The organism is Vibrio sp. JZG120, from assembly GCF_053890955.1.
On sequence record NZ_JBSRRK010000004.1, the window covers coordinates 198978 to 220748 of the forward strand.

A 21771-nucleotide genomic window follows, 5' to 3' on the forward strand; every position below is an offset into this window, starting at 1 on the left:
ATGCCGTGCCACTGTAATATCGCACAACTTTAAGCAAGCTCTGTGCTGGTCATTACCATTGTCTTTAATACATCGACAACAAGCTGATGATCATCTAACTGCGGTAAACCCGATACCGTCACAACCCCAATTAAACCAGAACCCATGATTCGAATTGGGAACGCGCCACCATGAGCACAATACTCACGCGCATCGAGATGTGGCTGATTTTCAAAATCACGCTGCTTTTGCTTATTGTATAGCGAGAGGTAGTAAGAGCTGCGACCATATCTCAATACTGAGTTTCGCTTTCTACGAACCCAATCCAAATGGTCAGCGCACGTTCCTGTCATCGCGTATTGAAATAGCGTTTGTCCAAAACCGTAGACCTCAATAGCCACAGCCGCGTCACAGGCTTCCGCCGCTTCTTTTAAAGCTAAACCAATAGACCACGCAACTTGATGGTTAAACTCTTTCAATTGAAGCTCATGCTCTTGTTGAGCGACGAGCTCAAGCGTTAAGCTCATGATTTCACCTGAATCGTTTTACCCGTTTTACTGCTTTCCAATGCCATCTCAATCAGAGCGATATTCTGTACTGCTTGAACGGCAGGAACCGGGTTATCAGTACCCAAACGAATGGCATCTGCTACACCAACAAAATAAGCTTGATACGCACCTCTCTCCGTTTTGATGGTTTGCGCACCACCTTCGTCGTAGCGGACACCGTATAACGCCTCGTCCTCTTCTGACCAAGCATCGTTCTCCGGTAATCGGCCTTCTTTTAAGTAACTTTCTTGAGGATCTAATCCGTATTTTTCATATTTAGCCTCAGTACCCAATACTTTATAACGCAGGTTTGGTTCTGGGCTGTATAAGTTTGAATGTAAATGCACAATATGGTCTGTGTAATGAAGCACTAAGTTGTAGTAATCAATCGTCGTCGCGCCCGGACGCATCATTCGACACTGTGCATCTATCGCATCTGGCAAACCAAATAACACCAAGGCCTGATCGAGAAGATGGGGAGCAAGATCGAATAAAATACCACCGCCATCTTGAGCCTGCTCTCGCCAGCGTTGACGAACTTCAGGACGGTAGCGATCAAAGTGCGACTCAAACAGCCTCACATCACCTAACTTACCTTGTTCGATAAGCGATTTAACGGTGAGAAAGTCGCCGTCCCAACGCCTATTATGAAAAACGCTCAGAACCAATCCTTTTTCTTCTGCTAAGGAGATCAACTCATTCCCATCTTCTATGCGCGTTACAAACGGTTTTTCGACAATGACATGTTTCCCATTGTTCAACGCGCGCTTTGCGAGCTCGTAGTGCACGTCATTTGGCGCAGTGATGATCACAAGCTCAGCGTCACTGTCATCGAGTAAAGTATTGGCATCAGCAAACCACTGAGCATCTGGCCAATCATTTTGGACCGCTTCCTGTTGACGAGAACTTATTGCGCTCAACGTCAAGTTTGGCAGTGCTTTAATGAAGGGTAAGTGGAAAGTTTTTGCTGAATATCCGTAACCAATCACGGCAGTCTTTACGGGATCGTAAGCCATACTAAGATTCCTTATTTCGGTGAAACAACAATACATTCAATATCATTGTGGTCGAGAAGTTGTTGAAAATCTGATTGAGGAGCATGATCGGTAATAACGATGTCGATCTTTGACAAATCACATACATGGTGAAAATTGTCGCTTCCAATTTTGCGGGATTCACAAACGACAATGACTTGTTGAGCTTGCTCTATCATGGTTTGTTTCATGGTTGCTTCTAGCTCATTATTTGTCGTCAACCCTCGGGATGACAACGCGCACACACCAATAAACGCCTTATTCACATGATATTGCTTCATTTGCTGTTCTGCTTGTGCACCCAAGATCGCTCTGGCGTAGGGGTCAAAGTGTCCACCTAAGAAATGGACGTCCATTGATTCACTTTTTTCAGCAGCGAGCAGTACGTCAATACTGTTGGTGACCACGTTGAGCTTATCTTCTTCACAGCGTGCTTTTTCTACGTAAAGTGGGAGCAGAGATAAGATAGTACTGGTATCAATAACAAGGTAGTCACGCTCATCCACAAGCTTAGCGGCCGCTTGAGCGAGGCGATGTTTAGTGTCACTAATTGGTCGTTCAGAGTACGCCTCTGTAGAGGAAGATATCGGGGCAAGCATGACGCCACCTCGGATTCTTTGTAATCCCGGTAGTTGGCTCAACTTGACTAAGTCTCGACGCGCTGAATCTCGCGAGATGCCAAAATACTCGCAAACTTCCGATAACGTTATTTTGTTTTGTAGCTCTAGCTTGGCTCTGAGTTCTATCAATCGCTCTTCTTGCGTCATTACTTAAATTCACTTAAGTGGTTTTAAGCAATAATGCCACACAGCAATCAAATAACCAATACGGACGCACGCAATATTTGCTTATGCTGATACCAAACAGAATTGTTAAGTTGAGGAGATGAAGAGCGTTTTGCTCATCACCCCCTATCACAAAATGTTTGGTGTAATGTTTACGTTGGCTGGGTCGCTACTTTTTCATCGCTTCTTTAAAAACTTGATTCCAATCTTGTTTCATATCGACAAACAACCAACCTTGCTCTTCACCCACTTTAAATGATTTGTCTAATTTACCCACGTGAGAGTCTTTATCATACGCCCATTCACGCTTGTCATCCGTGTGATGGATAACCGCTGAAAATCGTGGGCCAGACCCCGCTTTAGTCCACTCTAACATTTGTAAGTCACCGTCAGAATTACCAAATGCCATCACCGGGCGCTTACCAATGAAGTTCTGGATCGTGACAGGCTTCACCGCTTTATCATTCACAAAATCAATTTCTGGCAAGCGTTGAATCGTTGGCTTTCCATCAACGACCTGATACTCCGCTTTTAATGTCGTCCCAACGATATTTTGCGTTGGGATCCCGTACACTTCTGGTGCCCAAACACGCATGAAATCAATGCCACCTCCAGAAATTATATAGGTCTGGTAGTCATTTGCTCTCAAATAGTCGAGTAACTCAAGCATCGGTTGATAAACCATTTCAGTGTATGGCTTTCCCGTCGTAGGATGAACGGCCGTTTTCATCCACTCCTTCACTTCTTGATGGAACTGATCAGTCGACATTCCAGAGTGAGTCGCCATAACAAGCTGCATCACACCTTCAAGGCCTTGCTTGCCAACCCCCTCCAAGTCACCTTTTATTGCCGAAGCAAAAGGTTCTGTTGTTTTCCAATCAGGATGCTCAGAGGCCATCTCTTTCACTTTATCGATCGCAAAAAACAGCTGTAGATAAACGGGTTTTTCTGCCCACAGCGTCCCGTCATTATCAAACGTAGCGATCCTTTGACTTTCAGGAACATAAGCGTCCGAGCCTTGAGTCGTCGTTTTAGTAACAAACGCCACAATAGCTTGCTTCGCACCGGTGTTGTTCCATGACGGCAGAGGATCTTGCACATCAGCAGCAATGCCATAGCTAGACAGAGCAAAACTTGTCGCAAGGACAATCACCTTTAACTTTATAGCCATTTTAATTCCTTATATTGAGGTACGGGATGCAAATCCAAATGAAAGTATAGTTCACGATTAACAAGCGCAATTCAGAGCAACATATGTAACGACACCAAAAAGTGACGCTGTAACTAGAAACACGCTTTAATTAAAGAAGCTTACTGATAAAGTGTTGAGTTAGCTGGCGTCAACCTGCTCTGAAGTACTTTGACGTCCCTTTTTCTTATTAAGCTCATCAATCACGTAATCCGGAGCCACTTTCTTAAGTTCCGCTAAACACTGTTCAGACTTGGGGTTATCGTACCGAATGTAGATATCACACACTGCATAAAGCTGCTCCGGCGCGCCAGAGATCAAATAAGCTTTTTCAAAAGCGTCCACAGATTTTTTAAGATCTAACTCTTCTTGCAGAACACCATTTAAGTACCAAAAATAACTGTTGTTCTTTGCCATGTTAGCGGCCTTTTCAATTTCGCTAGCGGCATCATGCTTCTCACTAAGTCTTACTAGCGCCAATGACTTCGAGTAATGCAAAGCCGCGTTATGAGGAAAAAGTGTGATTGCTTCATCAAGTACTTGGATAGCTTGTCGATCTTTTTGTTGCGCTCGAAAATTGTCCGCATAGCTTAACCAGACTTGCGGGTTACCTGGCATCAGCTTGGTTAGCTCTGGATAAATCAATGCCGCTTTGTCCCACTCTCGATGCCAACGATATACATCGGCAAGGAGTAATCTAGAAACGTTGTCAGTTTTCTGCGACAAGTAGGATGTTAAATCAGTCACCGCGCCTTCAAGTAACTGTTGCTGCTCCGAACTTAAACTGGCGTAATCTCGAACCAAGTTTATCGCTGCGGTAATTCGAACCATTGCATCGTCATCACTTAGCAACGGGGAAACCAGACGCCAGCGATGCTCTATCATATAGGGTTGAGCTCCTACAATTGCTGCTTCACGAATTCCAGCATCTGCATCTTTCAAACCACGAGCGACGGCAACCAAAGCGTTTTGGCTGGGGTAGTTGGCTAGTTCACGTAAAGCATCAATACGCTTTTCTGAAGACAACTTCTTGTTTTGTGCATCATAAGACAATTTTTCGACTTGCTGTGCTAGCGTCATTGGTTCTTCTTGAGATGCTATCTCAACGGGTGAAACTCTATCTGAATTGAGCGGAGGTTTATCTTGAGCCCAAGCGCCTTGGCTTAACGCTACACTCAGCGTGAAAGTTAAAAGTGACTTCGTAAAACGCGTTATCTTTTGCATTGATGAGACCTTACTTTTATAAAACTGGACCAGTTGAATCTTAGAACTTAGTGTCAAAAACAGGTCGATTAGACGCTTTCAGGTGTAAAACCTTATCGCTGTATTTACCGTGTACCACAGGGTTGCCCATCGCTCGTAAAATGTACGCCATTGATTTGTCGACATGCGCAAAAAACTTCTTCCAACCTGCACATAGATAGTTAAGGCCAGGCTCACCTTTTCTGGTGCGAATAAAGCGGTTTTTAGGGCATTCTCCAAAACATGCAAACTGATAATCGCAATGAACACACTGCTGAGGCAGTGTACGACTTTTAGCAAACCCGAATTTCTGCTGGTCAGGGCTATAAGCGAGAGTATCGAGTTTTTCGCGGTGAATATTTCCGACCTTGTATTCCGGGTAAACATAGTGGTCACACGCAAAGACATCACCGTTTGGTTCCATTGCTAAACCTTTGCCACAGATTTCACCTAGCGTGCATAGTGGGTTTTTGCTTCCCATCCATGTTTCCAAACTTGCTTCAAAATACTGTACAAAAACGTTACCAATATCATGCACGACCCACTCATTGAATATCGCGATAAGAAAGTTACCCCATGCTTCATCCGCCACACAAAATGGCTCGACAACCGAATCCTTGTGACCGGGAATCAGACGTTTATCACCTTGCATCAGTTGCTCATTGGGCTTCCAAGTTTGTGGCGCTGTTGTTCTGAAAGTTTTCTGCTCAACAATCGGAATAAACTGCATTTGAGGGGAACGTACTTCATCTCGTAAGAAGCGATACACTTCCAATGGGTTACGGCTGGTCAAGTTGTTCACACACGTGAGCGTTGCAAACTTCACTTCATGCTTATGTAATAGCTCAACGGCGTTCATCACTTGTTTAAATGTTCCTCTTCCTGCTCGATTTGTTCGGTAAGCGTTGTGCATCATCTCAGGGCCATCGATGCTTAAACCGACAAGAAAGTGGTTCGCTTTTAGAAACTCGCACCACTCATCATTAAGAAGCGTGCCATTAGTCTGAAGATCATTAGAGATCGTAATACCATGAGGGCGGTATTTATCTTGTAATTCAACAATTCTTTTGAAGTAATCCAACCCCAGCATAGTTGGCTCTCCACCTTGCCAAGAGAAGATAATTTCAGGTGTGTTCTGTCCTTCTATGTATTGGCGGATATAGCTCTCTAAGGTTTCGTCATCCATTATTGGCGAGCACCCTTGCTTATATTCCAACAAATCTTGTTTGCTTAAGTAATAACAATAAGTGCAATCGATGTTGCAGGCAGCACCAATGGGCTTTGCCATCACATGTAAACGCTTAGATGCTTTTCCGTTGAACTGCGGCCCTTGAGTTATGTGCATTCATCACCTTCTTAGTTGCTAACCTGTCCCCAATGATGTCAAACCTAATCATCGAGTTAATCGCCTAGGGTGATGATAATGTTCAATTATTCTCGGCGCTTGTTATAGTGTGTATAACCGTTTGTTATGGTTTTGCTTGCTAGACTTTTTGACCAAAGTCGTTGACGGAGTTGCCGAATGAAGCATCCCAAAAGTAAGATTATTTCCTTTGTCTCAGCCATATCGGTCACGCTGATAATTAGTGGGTGTGCAACAACCCCACCAAACTCTCTCGCTCAGAAAATCGATCAAGATATGGTTCTTGTCGAAGGTGGGCAGTTTACGATGGGCGCAGATAATCCATCAGCCAAAAAGTCAGAGCGCCCAGCTCGCACTGTTAAGGTTGATGGATTCTATTTGTCAAAATTCGAGGTAACTCAATCGGTCTTTGAAGCTGTCACTGGCTCCTCTCTGAGCTACTTTCGAGATCCAAATACACCCGTCAATAATATTAGTTGGCAACAAGCCAATTATTTCATTAAGAAATTGAATGAAAAAACGGGAGAGCATTACCGTCTACCAACAGAAGCTGAATGGGAGTTTGCCGCTAAAGGCGGAATTTTAAGCAAAGGCTTCACTTTTTCTGGATCAAACAATATTGACGATGTGGCTTGGTATGCGAATAACTCGCACAATAAGGCTCATAAGGTAGGTCAAAAGCAACCAAACGAGCTCGGGTTGTACGACATGACAGGTAACGTAGGCGAGTTTGTGATTGATGCTTTTGACGAAGGTTATTACAAAACAGCGCCCAGTGATAATCCGGTAAACGCAAAAGAGGAAAAAGAAAGCCTTGCACACAAGTCTGTACGTGGCGGCAGCTTTGCTTATGACGCAGACGAATCTGAAAACTATCGCCGCGATTTTGCCAGCCAATCCGTCATTATGTCTGACATGGGCCTTAGACTAGCGAAAGACGTAGACTAAACTAAGTAGAGAAAGTGGCGCGATAAAGGCTCCACTTTTTACTATTGGTGTTTAATCTCTACAGATTCGCAATAGATGCTTTCAGCTGATCAATAGCCTGCTTAGGAGCATAATTACTCAGCTCTTTTAGACACCTATCGAAAGCAAAAGCGACAGCACCTTTTTTATGATTTCTCGCTAGAACTTCGCATTGAGCATATAAATGTTGAGGGTTCCCACCGACTTTAAACGCAGTCTGCAATGCCTTACTGGCTTCCAGAACGTCACTTTTTTCCAAAGCCAGACCATAAACATACCAGTAGTGAGCGTTAGTCTTTCCTAGTTCTGCGGCATGTTTAAGTAGAGCTTTGGCCTCATCTTCCTTGCCTTGGCGTAACAAAGAAAGACCGGCACTGTAAGGTAATGAGCTGGATCTAGGCTGAGCTTTCATCCCTTGTTGTAACACCGAGAGCGCAGCTTTTTCTTTCCCAAGGCGTCTATACAGGTCCGATAAATTCACGTAACTATTTTCGAAATAAGGCTCGATACTTATCGCTTCTTGGTATAACGCAATTGCCTTATCGATTTCGCCTAAGCTGCGGTATACATTTGCCAAATTGGTTCTACCAAAACCACGATCGGCGTTAAACTTTTGAATGTCCATGTACTCTTCAAGCGGTGGTTGAATCCTATCTTTTTGTAACGGCGTCATTTGCGCATAGCTGGTCACTAATACCGAAGCCGCCTCCGCCCTCACTGAAAGTACGGGATCATCCAGCAGTGGTTCTAAAATTCGCCATCGATCATGAAACTCATAACCAGACGAGCCCGCGACTGCGCCGAGTCTAATCATTTCATTCTCATTTTTAACGGCCCTTGCGAGCGAAACTGTCGTATTTTGGTCAGTATTACCGCCCGTTCGCTCTAATGCAGAAGCTCGTATGATGTCTTTTAATGATGAATCCTGAGCAGAGTAAGCCAGAGCATTCGCCGCCCCTTTGTGCCCAATTGCATCGGCATAAAACGCGACAGCAAAGTGTTGTTGATTGCGGTATTGAGAGTGAGGAAACCATTCGGCTATCTGCGCATCCGCCCACTGGTTACTCTTATCCTCATGACAAGACGCACATACATTAGGCGTGTCGATGTGTTTACTCAAGTCAGGTCTAGGTACGTGCCAACTGTGGTCTCTACGAGGATCGACTTGCATATAAGTCGTTTCTGGCATGTGACAAGTCGTACATTGTGACGCTTTGGCTCCCGCTTCATGGAAGGTGTGGTTTTCTGGGGTATATTCTGACGCAATATGACATTGTGAACATACCGCCTCTTCTGGGATGTTTAGTTTTGCCGAATGAGGATCGTGGCAATTGGTGCATGTTACGCCTTTTTCAGCCATTTCAGACTGAAGAAATGAACCGTAAACATAGTCTTCATCGTAAATTTGGCCATCGTGGTAGTAGAGTTCTGGAGTGATCAAGCTTAACCGATATTTATCGAAAAATGAGCCTTGAATGTGATCACCAGTCTCATTTAACTGCGTTCGACGGCTGTGACATTGTGCGCACGTCTGAACTTGATTTGTTTCTGCGATTGCTTTTGGTTGTAACGTTCTGTGGCCCTTCTCAAATACCCACTCGGTTACCGCTTTAGATAAATTTCGGTCAAAACCATAGTGACTACCTGTATCGAAAGAGCCTCCTGTAGATGCGGACTTTTTCGCCAACTCGATGTGTCCACTTGCAGGGCCATGACACGCTTCACAACCAACATTGATCTCGGACCAAGACGTATTGTAGGTATTTTTGATTGCGTCATAGTTCTTCTTTAAATTGGTCGAATGACAGTCTGCACACATGAAATTCCAATTTTGCCCAGTGTTAGTCCAGTAAAACTCATCTGTCGTTGTTGTCTCTGGATAAAGGTGAAACCAGCGCTGACCACCTTCCGATTTCGTCCTTGAATCCCACGCAAAAGGAATGAGCTGTACACGACCGTCTTCAAACTCCACCATATATTGCTGTAACGGTTCCCAACCAAATGTGTAGCTAATTTTATAATCATGCCATTGACCATCAGGGCCTTGAATATTGACCCAATACTCCTCGCCTCGTCTAAAAAAACGGTTGGGTTGCCCATCATGCGTCACTGTGCGGTTATCAAAATCACCTTGAACAGATTCTGAGTTTGCATGTTTCATTGCCATATCGTGATGAGAGCCCTTCCAAGCCTCCACCTCTTGTTGGTGACATTCCGTGCACGTTTGCGTGCCAACATAGTCCAACCCAAGCTTCGTGGTATTTTGGGAACTCTCTATCACTGATGCCTGGGAAAAAAACGAACCACTCACCATGACGATACCCAGAAATAGACACCGAAACCGACCTGCCCACTGACTCATAACTATCCTTAGTATTTAGATGGTGCAACTTGAATCAATATAGTCGCTAACCCCTTGGTTATACAAATAATTAGAAGTGAAAGGCTTTCAAAATGAGTGCTCCATTCTTCGTCCCCCGATTAGGGAGTATCTCGGTGTTTTTGCTGAAACTTTATTCGTCTCACCAGCAATCGGCAATGGTGTTCATTAGTGACCCACCTCTATTTTTAAAACCTCCCCAAATCATCACAATGACAAGTATTTTTATTTAGAAACAAATAGTTAAACACCCTCAATAACTTATGGTTATAAAGAGTATAAGAGGATTTTTCTATACACATCATTAACTTATGCAGCACCTAAGCACAAGGTTTACTTGTGCTTCTCGTTACTCTCAACCACCTGGAGTTTTTTATGGCAAACCAATTGAGAAAAATCGCAGTAGGCGTCGGGCTGTTAGCAACGTCCAGCGCAGCGATGGCGGCAGACAAACCCAACATACTTGCAATTTTCGGTGACGATGTCGGTTACTGGAACATCAGCGCATATAACCAAGGTATGATGCGTTACAAAACCCCTAACATCGATCGTATCGCGAACGAAGGGGCTTTGTTTACAGACCATTACGGCCAACAATCTTGTACTGCGGGTCGAGCAGCATTCATTACTGGCGAAGAACCATTTCGCACTGGCTTGCTGACGATTGGTATGCCGGGTTCCGACCATGGGATTCCAGATTGGGCACCAACTATTGCTGACTTACTAAAAGACCAAGGTTATATGACAGCTCAGTTCGGTAAAAACCACTTGGGCGATCAAGATAAGCACCTACCTACCAATCATGGTTTTGATGAATTCTTTGGTAACTTGTACCACCTTAATGCAGAAGAAGAGCCCGAAACCTACTATTACCCTAAAGACCCAGAGTTCCGTAAAAGCTATGGTCCTCGTGGTGTAATTAAATCTTATGCCGACGGTAAGATTGAAGATACTGGCCCAATGACGCGTAAACGCATGGAACACGCGGACGAAGAGTTCCTCGAAAGCACTTTATCGTTTATGGAGAAAGCTGTTAAAGCAGATAAGCCTTTCTTCATCTGGCATAACTCTACGCGCATGCACGTTTGGACCCGATTACAAGAGAAGTACCGAGGCAAATCCGGTGTTAGCATTTACGCTGATGGCATGTTAGAGCATGACGATCAAGTCGGCGTATTGCTCGACAAACTCGATGAGTTAGGCGTTGCTGACAACACTATCGTTATTTATACAACTGATAACGGCGCAGAAACCATGACTTGGCCTGATGGGGGCGCGACCCCATTCCACGGTGAGAAAGGCACGACTTGGGAAGGCGGTATGCGTGTGCCTCAACTTGTGCGTTGGCCTGGTGTCATTAAGCCAGGAACGAAAATCAACGAAATGATGGCTCATCAAGACTGGTTGCCAACATTGTTGGCGGCAGCTGGCGTTCCTGACGTGAAAGAAAAGCTTGCTGAAGGTTACAAAGCAAATGGTAAAGACTGGCGTGTCCATATAGACGGCTACAACTTCATGCCATACTTCGAGGGCAAAGAAGACAAAGGACCACGTGAGTCTCTGCTCTACTTCACCTCAAATGGTGAACTAAACGCAGTACGCTGGAATGACTGGAAACTTCACTTTGCAACTCTAGAAGGAAACCTAAGTGACGCCGTACGATCTGTGCCAAACTGGCCTAAAATCATTCACTTACGCGCTGACCCATTTGAAAAAGGTCCTAGCGAGTCACAAATGTACCTACGTTGGATGGCAGACAACATGTGGTTGTTTGTACCAATTCAAGACGTTGTTGGCGACTTCTTTAAAACGTTACCTGAATACCCAATGCAACGCGGTACAACTATGAACCCTGCTTCTTTAAATTACGACTCTTTGCAGATGCAAGAAAAGATGCAGCAGTTAGAAATGCTTAAACAAGAAGTGAATAAAGTTAAGTAATTTAATTAATCACTCTAGATTGCGTTACTGAGCCAGCAGAGTTCTGCTGGCTTATCTGTATCTCTACGGACACACTTAGCTCGGTAGTTTACTCCATGCAAAGCGGGCCTATATTGAGAACACAGAAAAACAAAAAGGAGAGCAAACCTGCTCTCCTTTGTATTTTAACCGTGAATAAACTAAGCTACGTTAACCGATTTAGTTAAACTATTGCTCTGAAAGAATTCATCATGTAATGCGCAAATCGCACGCTGATATTCTTTATCACCCACTACGAACTGAACGTTTACATTTCTCATTGATGAGTGAAGTGCAACTGGCGTTACGCCATTGTTCATCAAAGAAAGTACACCTTTCGCTAGTGTCTTGTTAGTGTCAATTTGAGAACCGATGGCTGAAATCAGCGCGACCATACGGCCTTTAATCGACGCATTCGGATAGCGTTTTTCAGCTTTATACAATACTTTGTTCAAGCTATCAGTACTGCCACCTAGATAGTAAGTAATAGAGTTCGCGTTCATCTCTTTACCAACTAAACTTACGCGAGCATCAGAGATAATTTCCATTAATTCGTAGCTAACGTTATCGGCTTTTCCCACCATCGCTTGGTCAAACAAATGCAGTGCAAACACTTTTTCTTTACCTGCGATAATTTCGACTTTGTCTTCTTCTGGGCGGTAGCTTGAAGAGATCAAAGTGCCTTCGTGTTCAGGTTCAAATGTATTTTTGATCTGTAGCTCAATACCACTCTCGCGTAAACCTGCGGCTGCATTTGGGTGAATCGCTTCCATGCCAAGGTTAGCAAGTTGGTCTGCTACGTCATAGTTTGTACTACCAATTGGCAAAACTTTTTCAGGACCAACAACACGCGGGTCTGCAGAGCTCAAGTGATATTCTTTGTGAATTACCGCTAAATCCGCTTTTGTTATCGCTGCAATTCGGCTAAATGTCATCTCACTATAACCTCGGTCATAAGTGTGCATTAGGCCTTCCTTACAGTAAGCATAACCTGTAACAATTGGCAGTTCTTTTGACACATCGATATCAGCAAACGCATCACTGATCGATTCATCAAGGCTTCTTGGCGCTTGATTGTCCCAACCGGACAGGTCAACGAACTTAGCGTTAATACCCATATTTTTTAGTTTCAATGCCGTGTTGTAAGCACTGTGCGCCTCACCGATAGACGACAGAAACTCTCGAATTTGAGGCAAATACTGACGTAGCGAAAACTGACCGTACTGACAAGTTTCTAAAATGTTCGCAATACAGTTTTTCGCTTCAGCAATACGTGAGCGAATGAATTTATCTGCACGGATACGATTCATTGGGTCCGCGAAAATATTTTCATTTGTGAGCAGCATACGGCTTTCAACGTATGCTAACGCTTCTTCCCATTTGTCATCACGTTTCGCGATAAGCTGATAAACACCTGGCTTACTGGTTTTTTTACATTCGAGTAGCGCGTCGGTCATACCGCCATATGCAGAGACGACAAAGATACGATTGTATGGCGATTTAGGACGAAGAATAATGTTGTCGAGAACAGCATCAAATGCTGTCATTGATGTACCGCCGATTTTTTCTACGGTAAATGTCATGATAAGCCTTTTTTGATTGGTAACTTTAAAAGAAAAAAGAAGAGATAGTTGATCGTGGGGTGACAAGCACCCCACCTCTATCTTTTAGTCAACGAGAGGATAAACACCGTTTTCATCGTGCACTTCAGCGCCGGTAATTGGTGGGTTGAATACACACGCCATTACCATTTCTTTATTCTTATAAGCTCTCAAGTAGTGCTCATCGTGTTTATCAAGGATGTATAACGTACCCGGTTTAATCGGGTAAGTTTCTCCACCAACGACTTCAATTTCACCTTCACCGCTCATACAAAAAACCGATTCTAGGTGATTTTGATAGTGAATGTGTGTTTCAGTACCTTCATAAATCGTAGTAATGTGGAAAGAAAAACCCATGTTGTCATCTTTCAACAACATACGGACACTTTCCCAGTTATCTGAAACCACACGTCGCTCACTGTTGCGACACTCATCGAGTGTTCTGACGATCATAATTAATAATCCTTATTAAGATGCTTGTTTGAAATGTTTCGCAGCAATGGTTTCCACTGCACTTTCAAAGATGCTTAGTCCTTGGTCTAGTTCTGACTCGCTAATCGTAAGTGGGCAGAAGAACTTAACGACTTCGTCGTCAGGGCCAGCTGTCTCAATTACCATTCCGTTTTCGAAACAGTTTTTCGCGATTTCAGATGCCATATCACCGTTGATACACTCAATACCAACCATCATGCCGCGACCTTTTTTCTGTACAAACATTTGTGGGAAGCGACGAACGCAGCGATCAATAACAGCACTTACTTTGTCTGAACACTGCTTGATGTGTGTTTCAAAGTCATCATTTGCCCAATAAATTTCTAAAGCTTTCGCCGCGGTAATAAATGCATGGTTGTTACCACGGAACGTGCCGTTATGCTCACCTGGCTTCCACTGGTCTAACTCTGGTTTAAGTAGAACGACGGCCATTGGCAAACCGTAACCACCGATCGATTTCGATAGCGTCACGATATCTGGTTGAATATCTGAAGGCTCAAAGCTAAAGAAAGTACCTGTACGTCCGCAGCCAGCTTGAATGTCATCGACAATCACAAGAATGTCGTTGGCTTTACAGATTTTGCTCAAACGTTGTAACCACTCGTTTGAAGCAGCATTTAAACCACCCTCGCCCTGCACAGTTTCAAGAAGTACAGCGGCTGGTTTATCCATACCTGCAGAGTTGTCGTTTAGCATGGTTTCGAACAATGCTAGACCATCAACGCCAGCGTAACCTTCAAATGGAATACGAGTGACGTTACTTAAGCTAGAGCCGTTACCTTGTCTGTGATGCTGGTTACCCGTTGCAGCCAGTGCGCCAGCTGTACAACCGTGGAAACCGTTGGTAAATGCAACGACGCTGTCGCGACCTTTTACTTTTTTCGCTAACTTAAGTGCTGCCTCAACGGCGTTAGTACCAGTTGGGCCAGTAAACTGGACTTTGTAGTCCAAGTTTCTTGGTTTAAGGATGTAAGTATCCAACGCTTCAAGAAACGATGCTTTCGCTTCTGAGTGCATATCCAAACCGTGAGTAATACCGTCCATCTCAATGTACTCAAGCAGTGCTTGCTTAAGTACTGGGTTGTTATGGCCGTAATTTAGAGATCCCGCTCCAGCAAGGAAGTCTAAGTATCGTTCACCTTGTTCTGTTTCCAGCCAGCAGCCTTTCGCTTTACGAAAAACGACTGGGAAATTGTTTGAATATGAGCGTACGTTGGATTCCTGCTTTTTGAAAATATCCATGATGAGACCGTTTTTAATTCCTATTGTTTGAGGATTATTTGAGAGGAATGCGATACAAATATTCTGTATCGTGTTTGCCTTTAAAGTGGGCTTCTTCATCCAAAAATGTGCTTACTTGGCCAGAGTTGCCGTTCATCGCATCTAACTTTTTGAACAATGCCCAAGAGGCTTTATTATCTTCCGTGATGGTAGTTTCTACCGATTTAACACCGCCCAATTCCTCTCGGGTGAGAAGTTCTTTCAACATGCGGAATGCTAAACCGTGACCTCTAAAGCGAGGTGAGACTGCAACTTGCCAGACAAATAAAACGTCTTGCTCGTCTGGTTTCTGATAACCGGAAATGAAACCTGCGATTTCGCCTTTTTGCTCAACCAAAATACTGGTTTTGCTGAAATGCGTAGACTGTAGGAAATTGCAATAAGATGAGTTCATGTCCAATGGAGGACAGTCTGCAATTAAGCTGTAAATGTCGTCACCATCAGAGATTTTAGGCTCACGAAAAATCCATTTTTTACTTGAGTCTTCTCCAATCTCTGGATAAAGAACCCAAGGTGCTGATGTGATCATGTGGAAATACATATCCTTTGAGGTCTAATTAAATTTCCTTTTTATTATGGGCATCCCTCGCGACTAAAAATCAAATAATCCGCCTTTTTATCGATATTTTTGTGACAGATATCACAAAAATACGCCATTTAACCAAATCTTAAAATAGTTCGAGGTCTAATTTATTAAAAAATCACTTAAAGAATAAGTATAAAAAACGAACAGAAAAAACAGTCCTCCATGGTCTTCATTTCTCAGCAAAAAATTCAAAAATCAAAAAAAACGGCATGCTTTCGCATGCCGCTTTATTCAAATATTTAACTGCTGATGTTGGTTATTTCGATTTCTTCTTAGAAACCGCTTTTGGACGAGGTTCATCCATCAAGCCTTTTACTAGAGAAACCGTTGCAACAAGCAGAACAATCGTAAATGGTAGGCCTGTGGTCACGGCCATTGCTTGAGCTGCCGCTAGGCCACCACCAAGCATCAATGCAATCGCAACTAAGCCTTCAAACGTACACCAGAACACGCGTTGAGGCGTTGGCGCATCGACCTTACCGCCCGCAGCAATAGTATCAATAACCAGTGAACCAGAGTCTGAAGAGGTAATGAAGAATACCACCACCAAAATAATACCGACGAAAGATGTAATTTCAGCTAGAGGCATCACATCTAACATGGCAAATAGTTTTAACGGTAATTCCGCGTTGAACACGGCTTCATAACCATCGCTCACGTATTGGCTTATAGCGTTACCACCAAAAGCGGTCATCCATAACACACAAACAGAGGAAGGGATAAGGATAACGCAAATAATGAACTCACGAACGGAACGACCACGAGATACACGCGCAATGAACATACCGACAAATGGTGACCAAGAAATCCACCAAGCCCAGTAGAATGCTGTCCAACCTTGAGAATAGTTTACGTCTTCTCGTCCAAATGGCATTGATAGGGCAGGAATATTAGCCACATATGACACTATATTTTCGAAGAAACCCGTTAAAATCGCGATCGTCGGGCCGACAACAATAACGAAAAGCAGTAAAAGCGCAGCGAGACCCATATTGATCTCAGATAAGATTTTCACGCCTTTGTCTAGTCCCGCAACAACTGAGATTAAAGCGAGTGCGGTGATGCCAATAATCAATAGTACCTGCGTAGTATTCGTCATTGGAACATCAAATAGGAAGTTCAAACCCGTTGCGGCTTGAGACGCACCGTAACCTAGAGACGTTGCCAGACCAAAAACTGTCGCTACAACGGCAAGAATGTCGATAATGTGACCAGTCCAACCCCATACACGCTCACCAAACAGTGGGTAAAAAATGGATCGCATGGTAAGTGGCAAGCCTTTATTAAACGAGAAAATCGCCAAACCAAGAGCCAATAGCGCATAGATTGACCACGGATGAAGCGCCCAGTGGTAAATCGTCGCCGCCATGCCTAGTGCAGATGCAGCACTTGCATCGCCTTCTGCACCACCTAGAGGGGCCCAGTCAGTACGAACACCGTTCTCAACGTTCACGCCACCAATAGCAGAACTAAAATGAGACATAGGTTCTGATACACCAAAGAACACCAGACCGATACCCATACCTGCTGCAAAGAGCATTGCCAACCAACCCGCATAGGAATAATCTGGCGTCGCTTCTGTACCGCCGATTCGTACGCGACCTAGCGGTGTAAAAATCAACCCAACACAGACAATGACAAAAATATTACCAGATGCGAGAAAGAACCAATCCAAATGGTGTAACAAACCCGCTCTTAGATCTGCGAAAAACGGCTCTACCTGTTCTCGAAATAATAGTGTTACTACAACAAATAGGATGATTGCTAAACCAGAAATTGCAAAAACACGGTTATGAATATCAAGGCCAAACGGGCCTACTTTTAACGCGACGTTATCCTGACCAATTTGATAGTCAGTGTCTATCGCGTTTACCTTTCCATCGGGGCGTTGAATGCCACCGTTATTATCGGTGCTCACGGATAATCTCCTTAAAAATACGTGACCAAATTTAAATTACTTTCGTCGGAGTTTGAGTGATGAAACCTCCCATCACTACCAAGCACATGTTCAAAAAACATAGTTCTTATAAGCGGTTACTCAGTCCGCCATCATAATCGCAAAGCCCCCTACCTTTCATTGCATTTTATTGTCTTCATCATAAACAACGCTTATTGCCAAATCGAAGAGATTGGCATGCTTCGATTAAAATGATATTGCAACTGTGCTTGAAACAGTTCAGCAGTTGCCAGCGCATCGGTCAAAGCATGATGAGGTTGATAAGCAGGAAGGCGATACCTTTCACGAGCATGCCCCAGCCTGACAGAGCCTGGCTTCTTACCTTTTAACTTATTGAATAGGCCACTGCATTCACGGCGCTGTATCGCGTGTTCAATGTCTAGCGTATCGACAACGGGAAACTGTATCCCCTCCCCAATGCTATTTAGCAACGCGTTATTAAAAAACTGCCTTTCGATATTTTTATAATGAACAAGCACAACTTTGCCTGACAGCGCATCCAATATTTCCCCTAAAATGTGGGTTAATTGGGGCGCGTTTTTGACTTCAGAATCAGTGATGCCATGAATCACAACTGACTCTTCGTTTAACTCACGATTAGGGTTAACAACCCAATGCGCAGAGCCACTACATTGAACACGATCAATAGTAAACGGCACAAGTCCAATCGTGAGAATTGCATCCTCTTCCGCATTTAAACCTGTCGTTTCAAAATCTACCGAGACAAATGGCACTTCCTCAACTGGGGTTTCCCCATTAACCATCGGTGTCGAGTAATAACGTTTGAGTCTCTCGTCTCTTGCTTCGGTCGCGAGCTGTTTAAATAACGTTGACCACTCTGGCGTCCGAGACGTATCCAACAACGGCTGATCTTTTGCTGCCTTTTTTGAGAACCACATTATTTGCTACTTCTCTGGTATCGGAACTTGATGAAGTTCTGTGCATTACTAAGGATTTGGAAAGCAGCTTTTAAGTTTCGGCGCTCAAACTCTGACATGTTCTCTGGCTCAATGTTGTTATCTGGTTCATCTCCATTTTCGATATCGAGTGCTTGATGACGAATTCGAACCATGTAGATCAATTCCATTGCATCCCTCAAGTCCATTCCTCGACCTTTAGGTAAAATGCCCGCATCATTGATATCGTCTAAACGGTCAAACGAGTTTTGCGAACGGGAACCAATTGCCAATGAATGTACTCGAATCAAATCTGCCAATGGCGCAGTACCTCTTCTTTTCAAATTAATAGAATTGCGGTGACGACCATCTTTTTCCATAACAAAATCTTTGAAGAAGCCCAATGGCGGTGTACGACGTATCGCGTTGTAAGCCATACATGCAAGGAAGCGGTTGTTTCTTTTCGCGCGCCTAACAATAAAGCTGCTTAATTGTTCCGCCCACTTCACTCGCCCATGAACACCTAATAAATCAAAAAAGATATTACTGTTTAACAACCTTTCAGGAGTTGGGTTATCTATCCAGTTGCCAAAGCACTCCTCCCACTCCGCTCGGGTTTTTCGCCACTCTGGATTGGTTGCCATAATGTCGCCAGTACAGTAAGCATAGCCGCATGCTGCTAAACCATCACAAACAAATTTGGCAAACTTTTCAAAGTACTCCCCGTGCATCTCAACATCATAACTGTTGTCGAGAATAAGGGCGTTGTCTTGGTCCGTTACAATTAACTGCTCATCCCTGGCCATCGATCCCATAGCGACCAAACAATACGGAATTGGCGCAGGGCCAAGCTCTTGCTCTGCTAATTCAGCCAAACGCTGTTTAAAGCTACTACCAATGACCGACATGGCTCGACCAATCATATGAGCGTTGGCATCTTCATTCACCATTCGCACAAAACAGTCTTTCACTTGTTCAGAAACTTGCTTGAGATCTTCAACGCTGGTTTGTTGGAAGATAGAGCTAACGAGCAGCAAGCTGTTTTGAGATTCATAACGGACAATATCCGTCATGCCAATAATTCCTATCGGCTTTTTATCTTTTAAAATAGGGAGATGGTGCACGTTGTAGCGCAACATGGTTAACATGGCTTCAAAGACATAAGCGTTGTAATCCAGAGACACCACGTCATAACTCATGACCTCACTCACTGGGATATTGGTATCAATGCCCTGAGCTAATACGCGAATACATAGATCGCGATCAGTCAATATTCCAAGTAGTTGTTCATCGTCTTCTTCTGTGAGTTCTTCTGCTGGGCGAACAATAAGCAAAGAGGTGACATTTTCCTCCGCCATCAGTATCGCGGCTTCTTGAATCGATGCCGTCGCCTCCAACGTTACCGGATCTCTCGCTAAGATTTTACGTGCCTTGGCAGTGGTAAAGTCATTGCTTTCTGAGCGGCTGGATATTGCGCTTCGCAAACGCGCGCTGTCTTCCAGTTCCATGTAGTCAGCAAAGTTTTCAAACTCATCACAAAGCTCATTGAAAATATCCTCCGGAATACAGTAAACCAAGGTGTCTTCTATCGCTTTGGCCGGCATACGCACACGGTTGTTCATTAACAATCCCATCTGTCCAAACAGTCCACCAGCGTCAATCCTGTTATAGAGTTCGCCTTTACGTCGGTAGATCTCCACAGCGCCGCTTCTCACCATATATAAGTCGCGGATCGTGTCTCCAAAATTGAGTATCTCTGTGCCTTGCCGAAAATATGCAACCTCGGCCTTTAGAGCGATCTTTTTTAACTGCTCTTCGGGTAGATCATCGAAAGGTGGGTACTGGCTAATGAAGTTGAGCACTTCTAACTGTTCGGCTTCCATCTTTTATTCCATACGTTGCCTAAACTACAGCGATAAATATCACCAAGATTGAAATCAATCAATGAATAAATCTAAGAATAACAACACCTAACCTAGTTCGCAGAATAAAACTCCAACAAAAAATTAGAGCTCTAATGTTTTTAAATATAGACCTCTAATCTATTTCTCCTTATAGCTATGCAGGTGGGCTGAGTTGAAATGTACTAAAAACTTCAAAATAAATTCAAACCAATGTCATGGAAAAGTTAGGTAAAGACAAAATCAACAGTAAGCATCTATTTTTGTTAATAAAAACACTATTTAGCTACACCTACTTAATTGTTCATTGTATGCACATAAAACCCAGTTAACCGAACCCCATTCGTTGAAAGTTGAACTAAAATTAATTAGAGTACAAATCGTTAAACAGTTATAAACACACAAAAAAGGACAGATAACATGGATCCCATACTGGAAGTTAAGGGACTGTATAAAGTGTTTGGAGAAGACCCAGAAAGAGCCTTCTCGCTTATCGAAAAAGGTATCGATAAGGATGGTATTTTTGAACAGACAGGTTTAACAGTCGGCGTAAACGATGTATCTCTAACCATTAACGAAGGTGAAATTTTCGTGATCATGGGGCTTTCTGGTTCGGGAAAATCTACTCTCGTTCGACTCCTAAACCGACTCATTGAGCCAACGAAAGGCAGTGTTTATCTAAAAGGGAAAGATATTGCCCATATCTCTGAAGACGAACTTCGAGAAGTTCGTCGCAACAATATCTCAATGGTGTTTCAAAGTTTTGCACTTATGCCTCACATGACGGTGATCGAAAACGCTGCATTCGGTTTAGAACTTGCTGGCATTGATGTTAATGAACGTCAGAAAAGTGCCCTTTCCGCCTTGGAAAGAGTTGGCTTAGACCCTTATGCAGAATCTTTCCCTGACGAGTTATCCGGTGGTATGAAACAGCGCGTGGGTCTAGCAAGGGCATTGGCTTGTGACCCAGACATTCTATTAATGGACGAGGCGTTTTCCGCTTTAGACCCATTAATCCGTTCTGAGATGCAGGATGAGCTTATTCGTCTACAAAACGATGACAAACGCACAATTGTCTTCATATCTCATGATTTGGACGAAGCAATGCGTATTGGTGATCGTATCGCCATCATGCAAAACGGTGAGGTTGTTCAGGTTGGCACACCTGATGAAATATTGCACAGCCCAGCAAATGATTATGTCGAAGCGTTTTTCCGCGGCGTAAACATCGCAAGTGTCTTGACAGCAAAAGATATCGCTCGTAAGAAGCCAGCCGCCGTCTTTAAGAAATCGGAAAATGATGGCCCAGGCTCTGCGATGCAGATTCTGATGGATCATGACCGTGATTACGGCATTGTCGTGGATAAATCTAGCCGATATTCCGGCATCGTGTCTCTTGACTCACTACGTTTGGCTCACAAAGAAAACCGCTCTCTAGCCAGTGCTCAATTGACGGATGAAGTCACTCTTCAGCCAGAACAGTCAATCAATGACATTTTGGGGCTAGTTGCAGGCGTTCCTTATGCCGTACCTGTCGTTGATGAGCAAGGTACTTACTTTGGTGTCGTGACTAAATCACGTCTTCTACAAACACTAGATAAGGATTAACACG

General features: G+C 43.7%; 17 protein-coding genes. 3 read left to right on the forward strand and 14 right to left on the reverse strand.

The window, feature by feature from the left end; genetic code table 11:
• Positions 1-29: 29 nt before the first annotated feature.
• From ACWPOD_RS09345 to ACWPOD_RS09370, 6 genes are all read right to left on the reverse strand, one after another.
• Entirely contained in the window at positions 30-506 is a 477-nt protein-coding gene (locus tag ACWPOD_RS09345; RefSeq protein WP_005393342.1) for a heme-degrading domain-containing protein, read from the reverse strand.
• Positions 503-1543: an oxidoreductase gene (locus ACWPOD_RS09350; RefSeq protein ID WP_456231814.1), complete on the reverse strand. Its 1041-nt coding sequence runs from the start codon at positions 1541-1543 to the stop codon at positions 503-505. The genes ACWPOD_RS09345 and ACWPOD_RS09350 overlap by 4 nt, the downstream gene beginning before the upstream one ends.
• 11 nt (positions 1544-1554) lie before the next feature.
• Positions 1555-2328, reverse strand: coding sequence for a DeoR/GlpR family DNA-binding transcription regulator (locus tag ACWPOD_RS09355; RefSeq protein WP_456231815.1), 774 nt, complete (start codon positions 2326-2328; stop codon positions 1555-1557).
• Between the two features lie 187 nt (positions 2329-2515).
• The gene (locus ACWPOD_RS09360) at positions 2516-3517 is read right to left on the reverse strand and encodes an HAD family hydrolase (RefSeq protein ID WP_456231816.1); all 1002 of its coding nucleotides are present in this window, start codon (positions 3515-3517) and stop codon (positions 2516-2518) included.
• 159 nt (positions 3518-3676) lie between these two features.
• Positions 3677-4759 (reverse strand): hypothetical protein, encoded by a 1083-nt coding sequence (locus tag ACWPOD_RS09365; protein ID WP_456231817.1) that lies wholly within the window; start codon positions 4757-4759, stop codon positions 3677-3679.
• 40 nt (positions 4760-4799) lie between these two features.
• Positions 4800-6122 (reverse strand): anaerobic sulfatase maturase, encoded by a 1323-nt coding sequence (locus ACWPOD_RS09370; RefSeq protein ID WP_272165106.1) that lies wholly within the window; start codon positions 6120-6122, stop codon positions 4800-4802.
• A gap of 177 nt (positions 6123-6299) precedes the next feature.
• Between ACWPOD_RS09370 and ACWPOD_RS09375 the strand changes: the two genes are divergently transcribed.
• Positions 6300-7088, forward strand: a complete 789-nt coding sequence (locus ACWPOD_RS09375; protein WP_268979888.1) for a formylglycine-generating enzyme family protein — start codon at positions 6300-6302, stop codon at positions 7086-7088.
• Positions 7089-7146: 58 nt separating this feature from the next.
• Here the strand turns inward: ACWPOD_RS09375 and ACWPOD_RS09380 are convergent, their stop codons facing one another.
• Positions 7147-9468, reverse strand: coding sequence for a multiheme c-type cytochrome (locus ACWPOD_RS09380; RefSeq protein ID WP_456231818.1), 2322 nt, complete (start codon positions 9466-9468; stop codon positions 7147-7149).
• 393 nt (positions 9469-9861) lie between these two features.
• On the opposite strand from ACWPOD_RS09380, the gene ACWPOD_RS09385 reads away from it, so the two are divergent.
• Entirely contained in the window at positions 9862-11427 is a 1566-nt protein-coding gene (locus tag ACWPOD_RS09385; RefSeq protein WP_432584558.1) for an arylsulfatase, read from the forward strand.
• A 179-nt stretch (positions 11428-11606) separates the two neighbouring features.
• Here ACWPOD_RS09385 and ACWPOD_RS09390 read toward each other — a convergent pair whose 3' ends face one another.
• The 7 genes from ACWPOD_RS09390 to ACWPOD_RS09420 all read right to left on the reverse strand — a co-directional run bounded on the left by ACWPOD_RS09390 (position 11607) and on the right by ACWPOD_RS09420 (position 20141).
• Positions 11607-13028, reverse strand: coding sequence for an aspartate kinase (locus tag ACWPOD_RS09390; protein WP_005393366.1), 1422 nt, complete (start codon positions 13026-13028; stop codon positions 11607-11609).
• 84 nt (positions 13029-13112) lie between these two features.
• On the reverse strand, positions 13113-13499 hold the full coding sequence (locus ACWPOD_RS09395; protein ID WP_005393369.1) for an ectoine synthase: 387 nt from the start codon (positions 13497-13499) through the stop codon (positions 13113-13115).
• Positions 13500-13514: 15 nt separating this feature from the next.
• Positions 13515-14780 (reverse strand): diaminobutyrate--2-oxoglutarate transaminase, encoded by a 1266-nt coding sequence (ectB, locus tag ACWPOD_RS09400; protein WP_065646776.1) that lies wholly within the window; start codon positions 14778-14780, stop codon positions 13515-13517.
• A gap of 34 nt (positions 14781-14814) precedes the next feature.
• Complete coding sequence (gene ectA, locus ACWPOD_RS09405) at positions 14815-15348, reverse strand: diaminobutyrate acetyltransferase (protein ID WP_005393379.1); 534 nt, start codon at positions 15346-15348, stop codon at positions 14815-14817.
• Positions 15349-15661: 313 nt separating this feature from the next.
• Positions 15662-17323 (reverse strand): BCCT family transporter, encoded by a 1662-nt coding sequence (locus ACWPOD_RS09410; protein WP_005393381.1) that lies wholly within the window; start codon positions 17321-17323, stop codon positions 15662-15664.
• Between the two features lie 191 nt (positions 17324-17514).
• Positions 17515-18261, reverse strand: a complete 747-nt coding sequence (locus ACWPOD_RS09415; RefSeq protein WP_114322387.1) for a 3'-5' exonuclease — start codon at positions 18259-18261, stop codon at positions 17515-17517.
• Complete coding sequence (locus tag ACWPOD_RS09420; protein WP_456231819.1) at positions 18261-20141, reverse strand: DUF294 nucleotidyltransferase-like domain-containing protein; 1881 nt, start codon at positions 20139-20141, stop codon at positions 18261-18263. Before ACWPOD_RS09420 ends, ACWPOD_RS09415 begins: the two co-directional genes overlap by 1 nt.
• A gap of 438 nt (positions 20142-20579) precedes the next feature.
• Here ACWPOD_RS09420 and proV point away from each other — a divergent pair, with 438 nt between their 5' ends.
• Positions 20580-21767 (forward strand): glycine betaine/L-proline ABC transporter ATP-binding protein ProV, encoded by a 1188-nt coding sequence (proV, locus tag ACWPOD_RS09425; protein WP_005393388.1) that lies wholly within the window; start codon positions 20580-20582, stop codon positions 21765-21767.
• Positions 21768-21771: the final 4 nt, after the last annotated feature.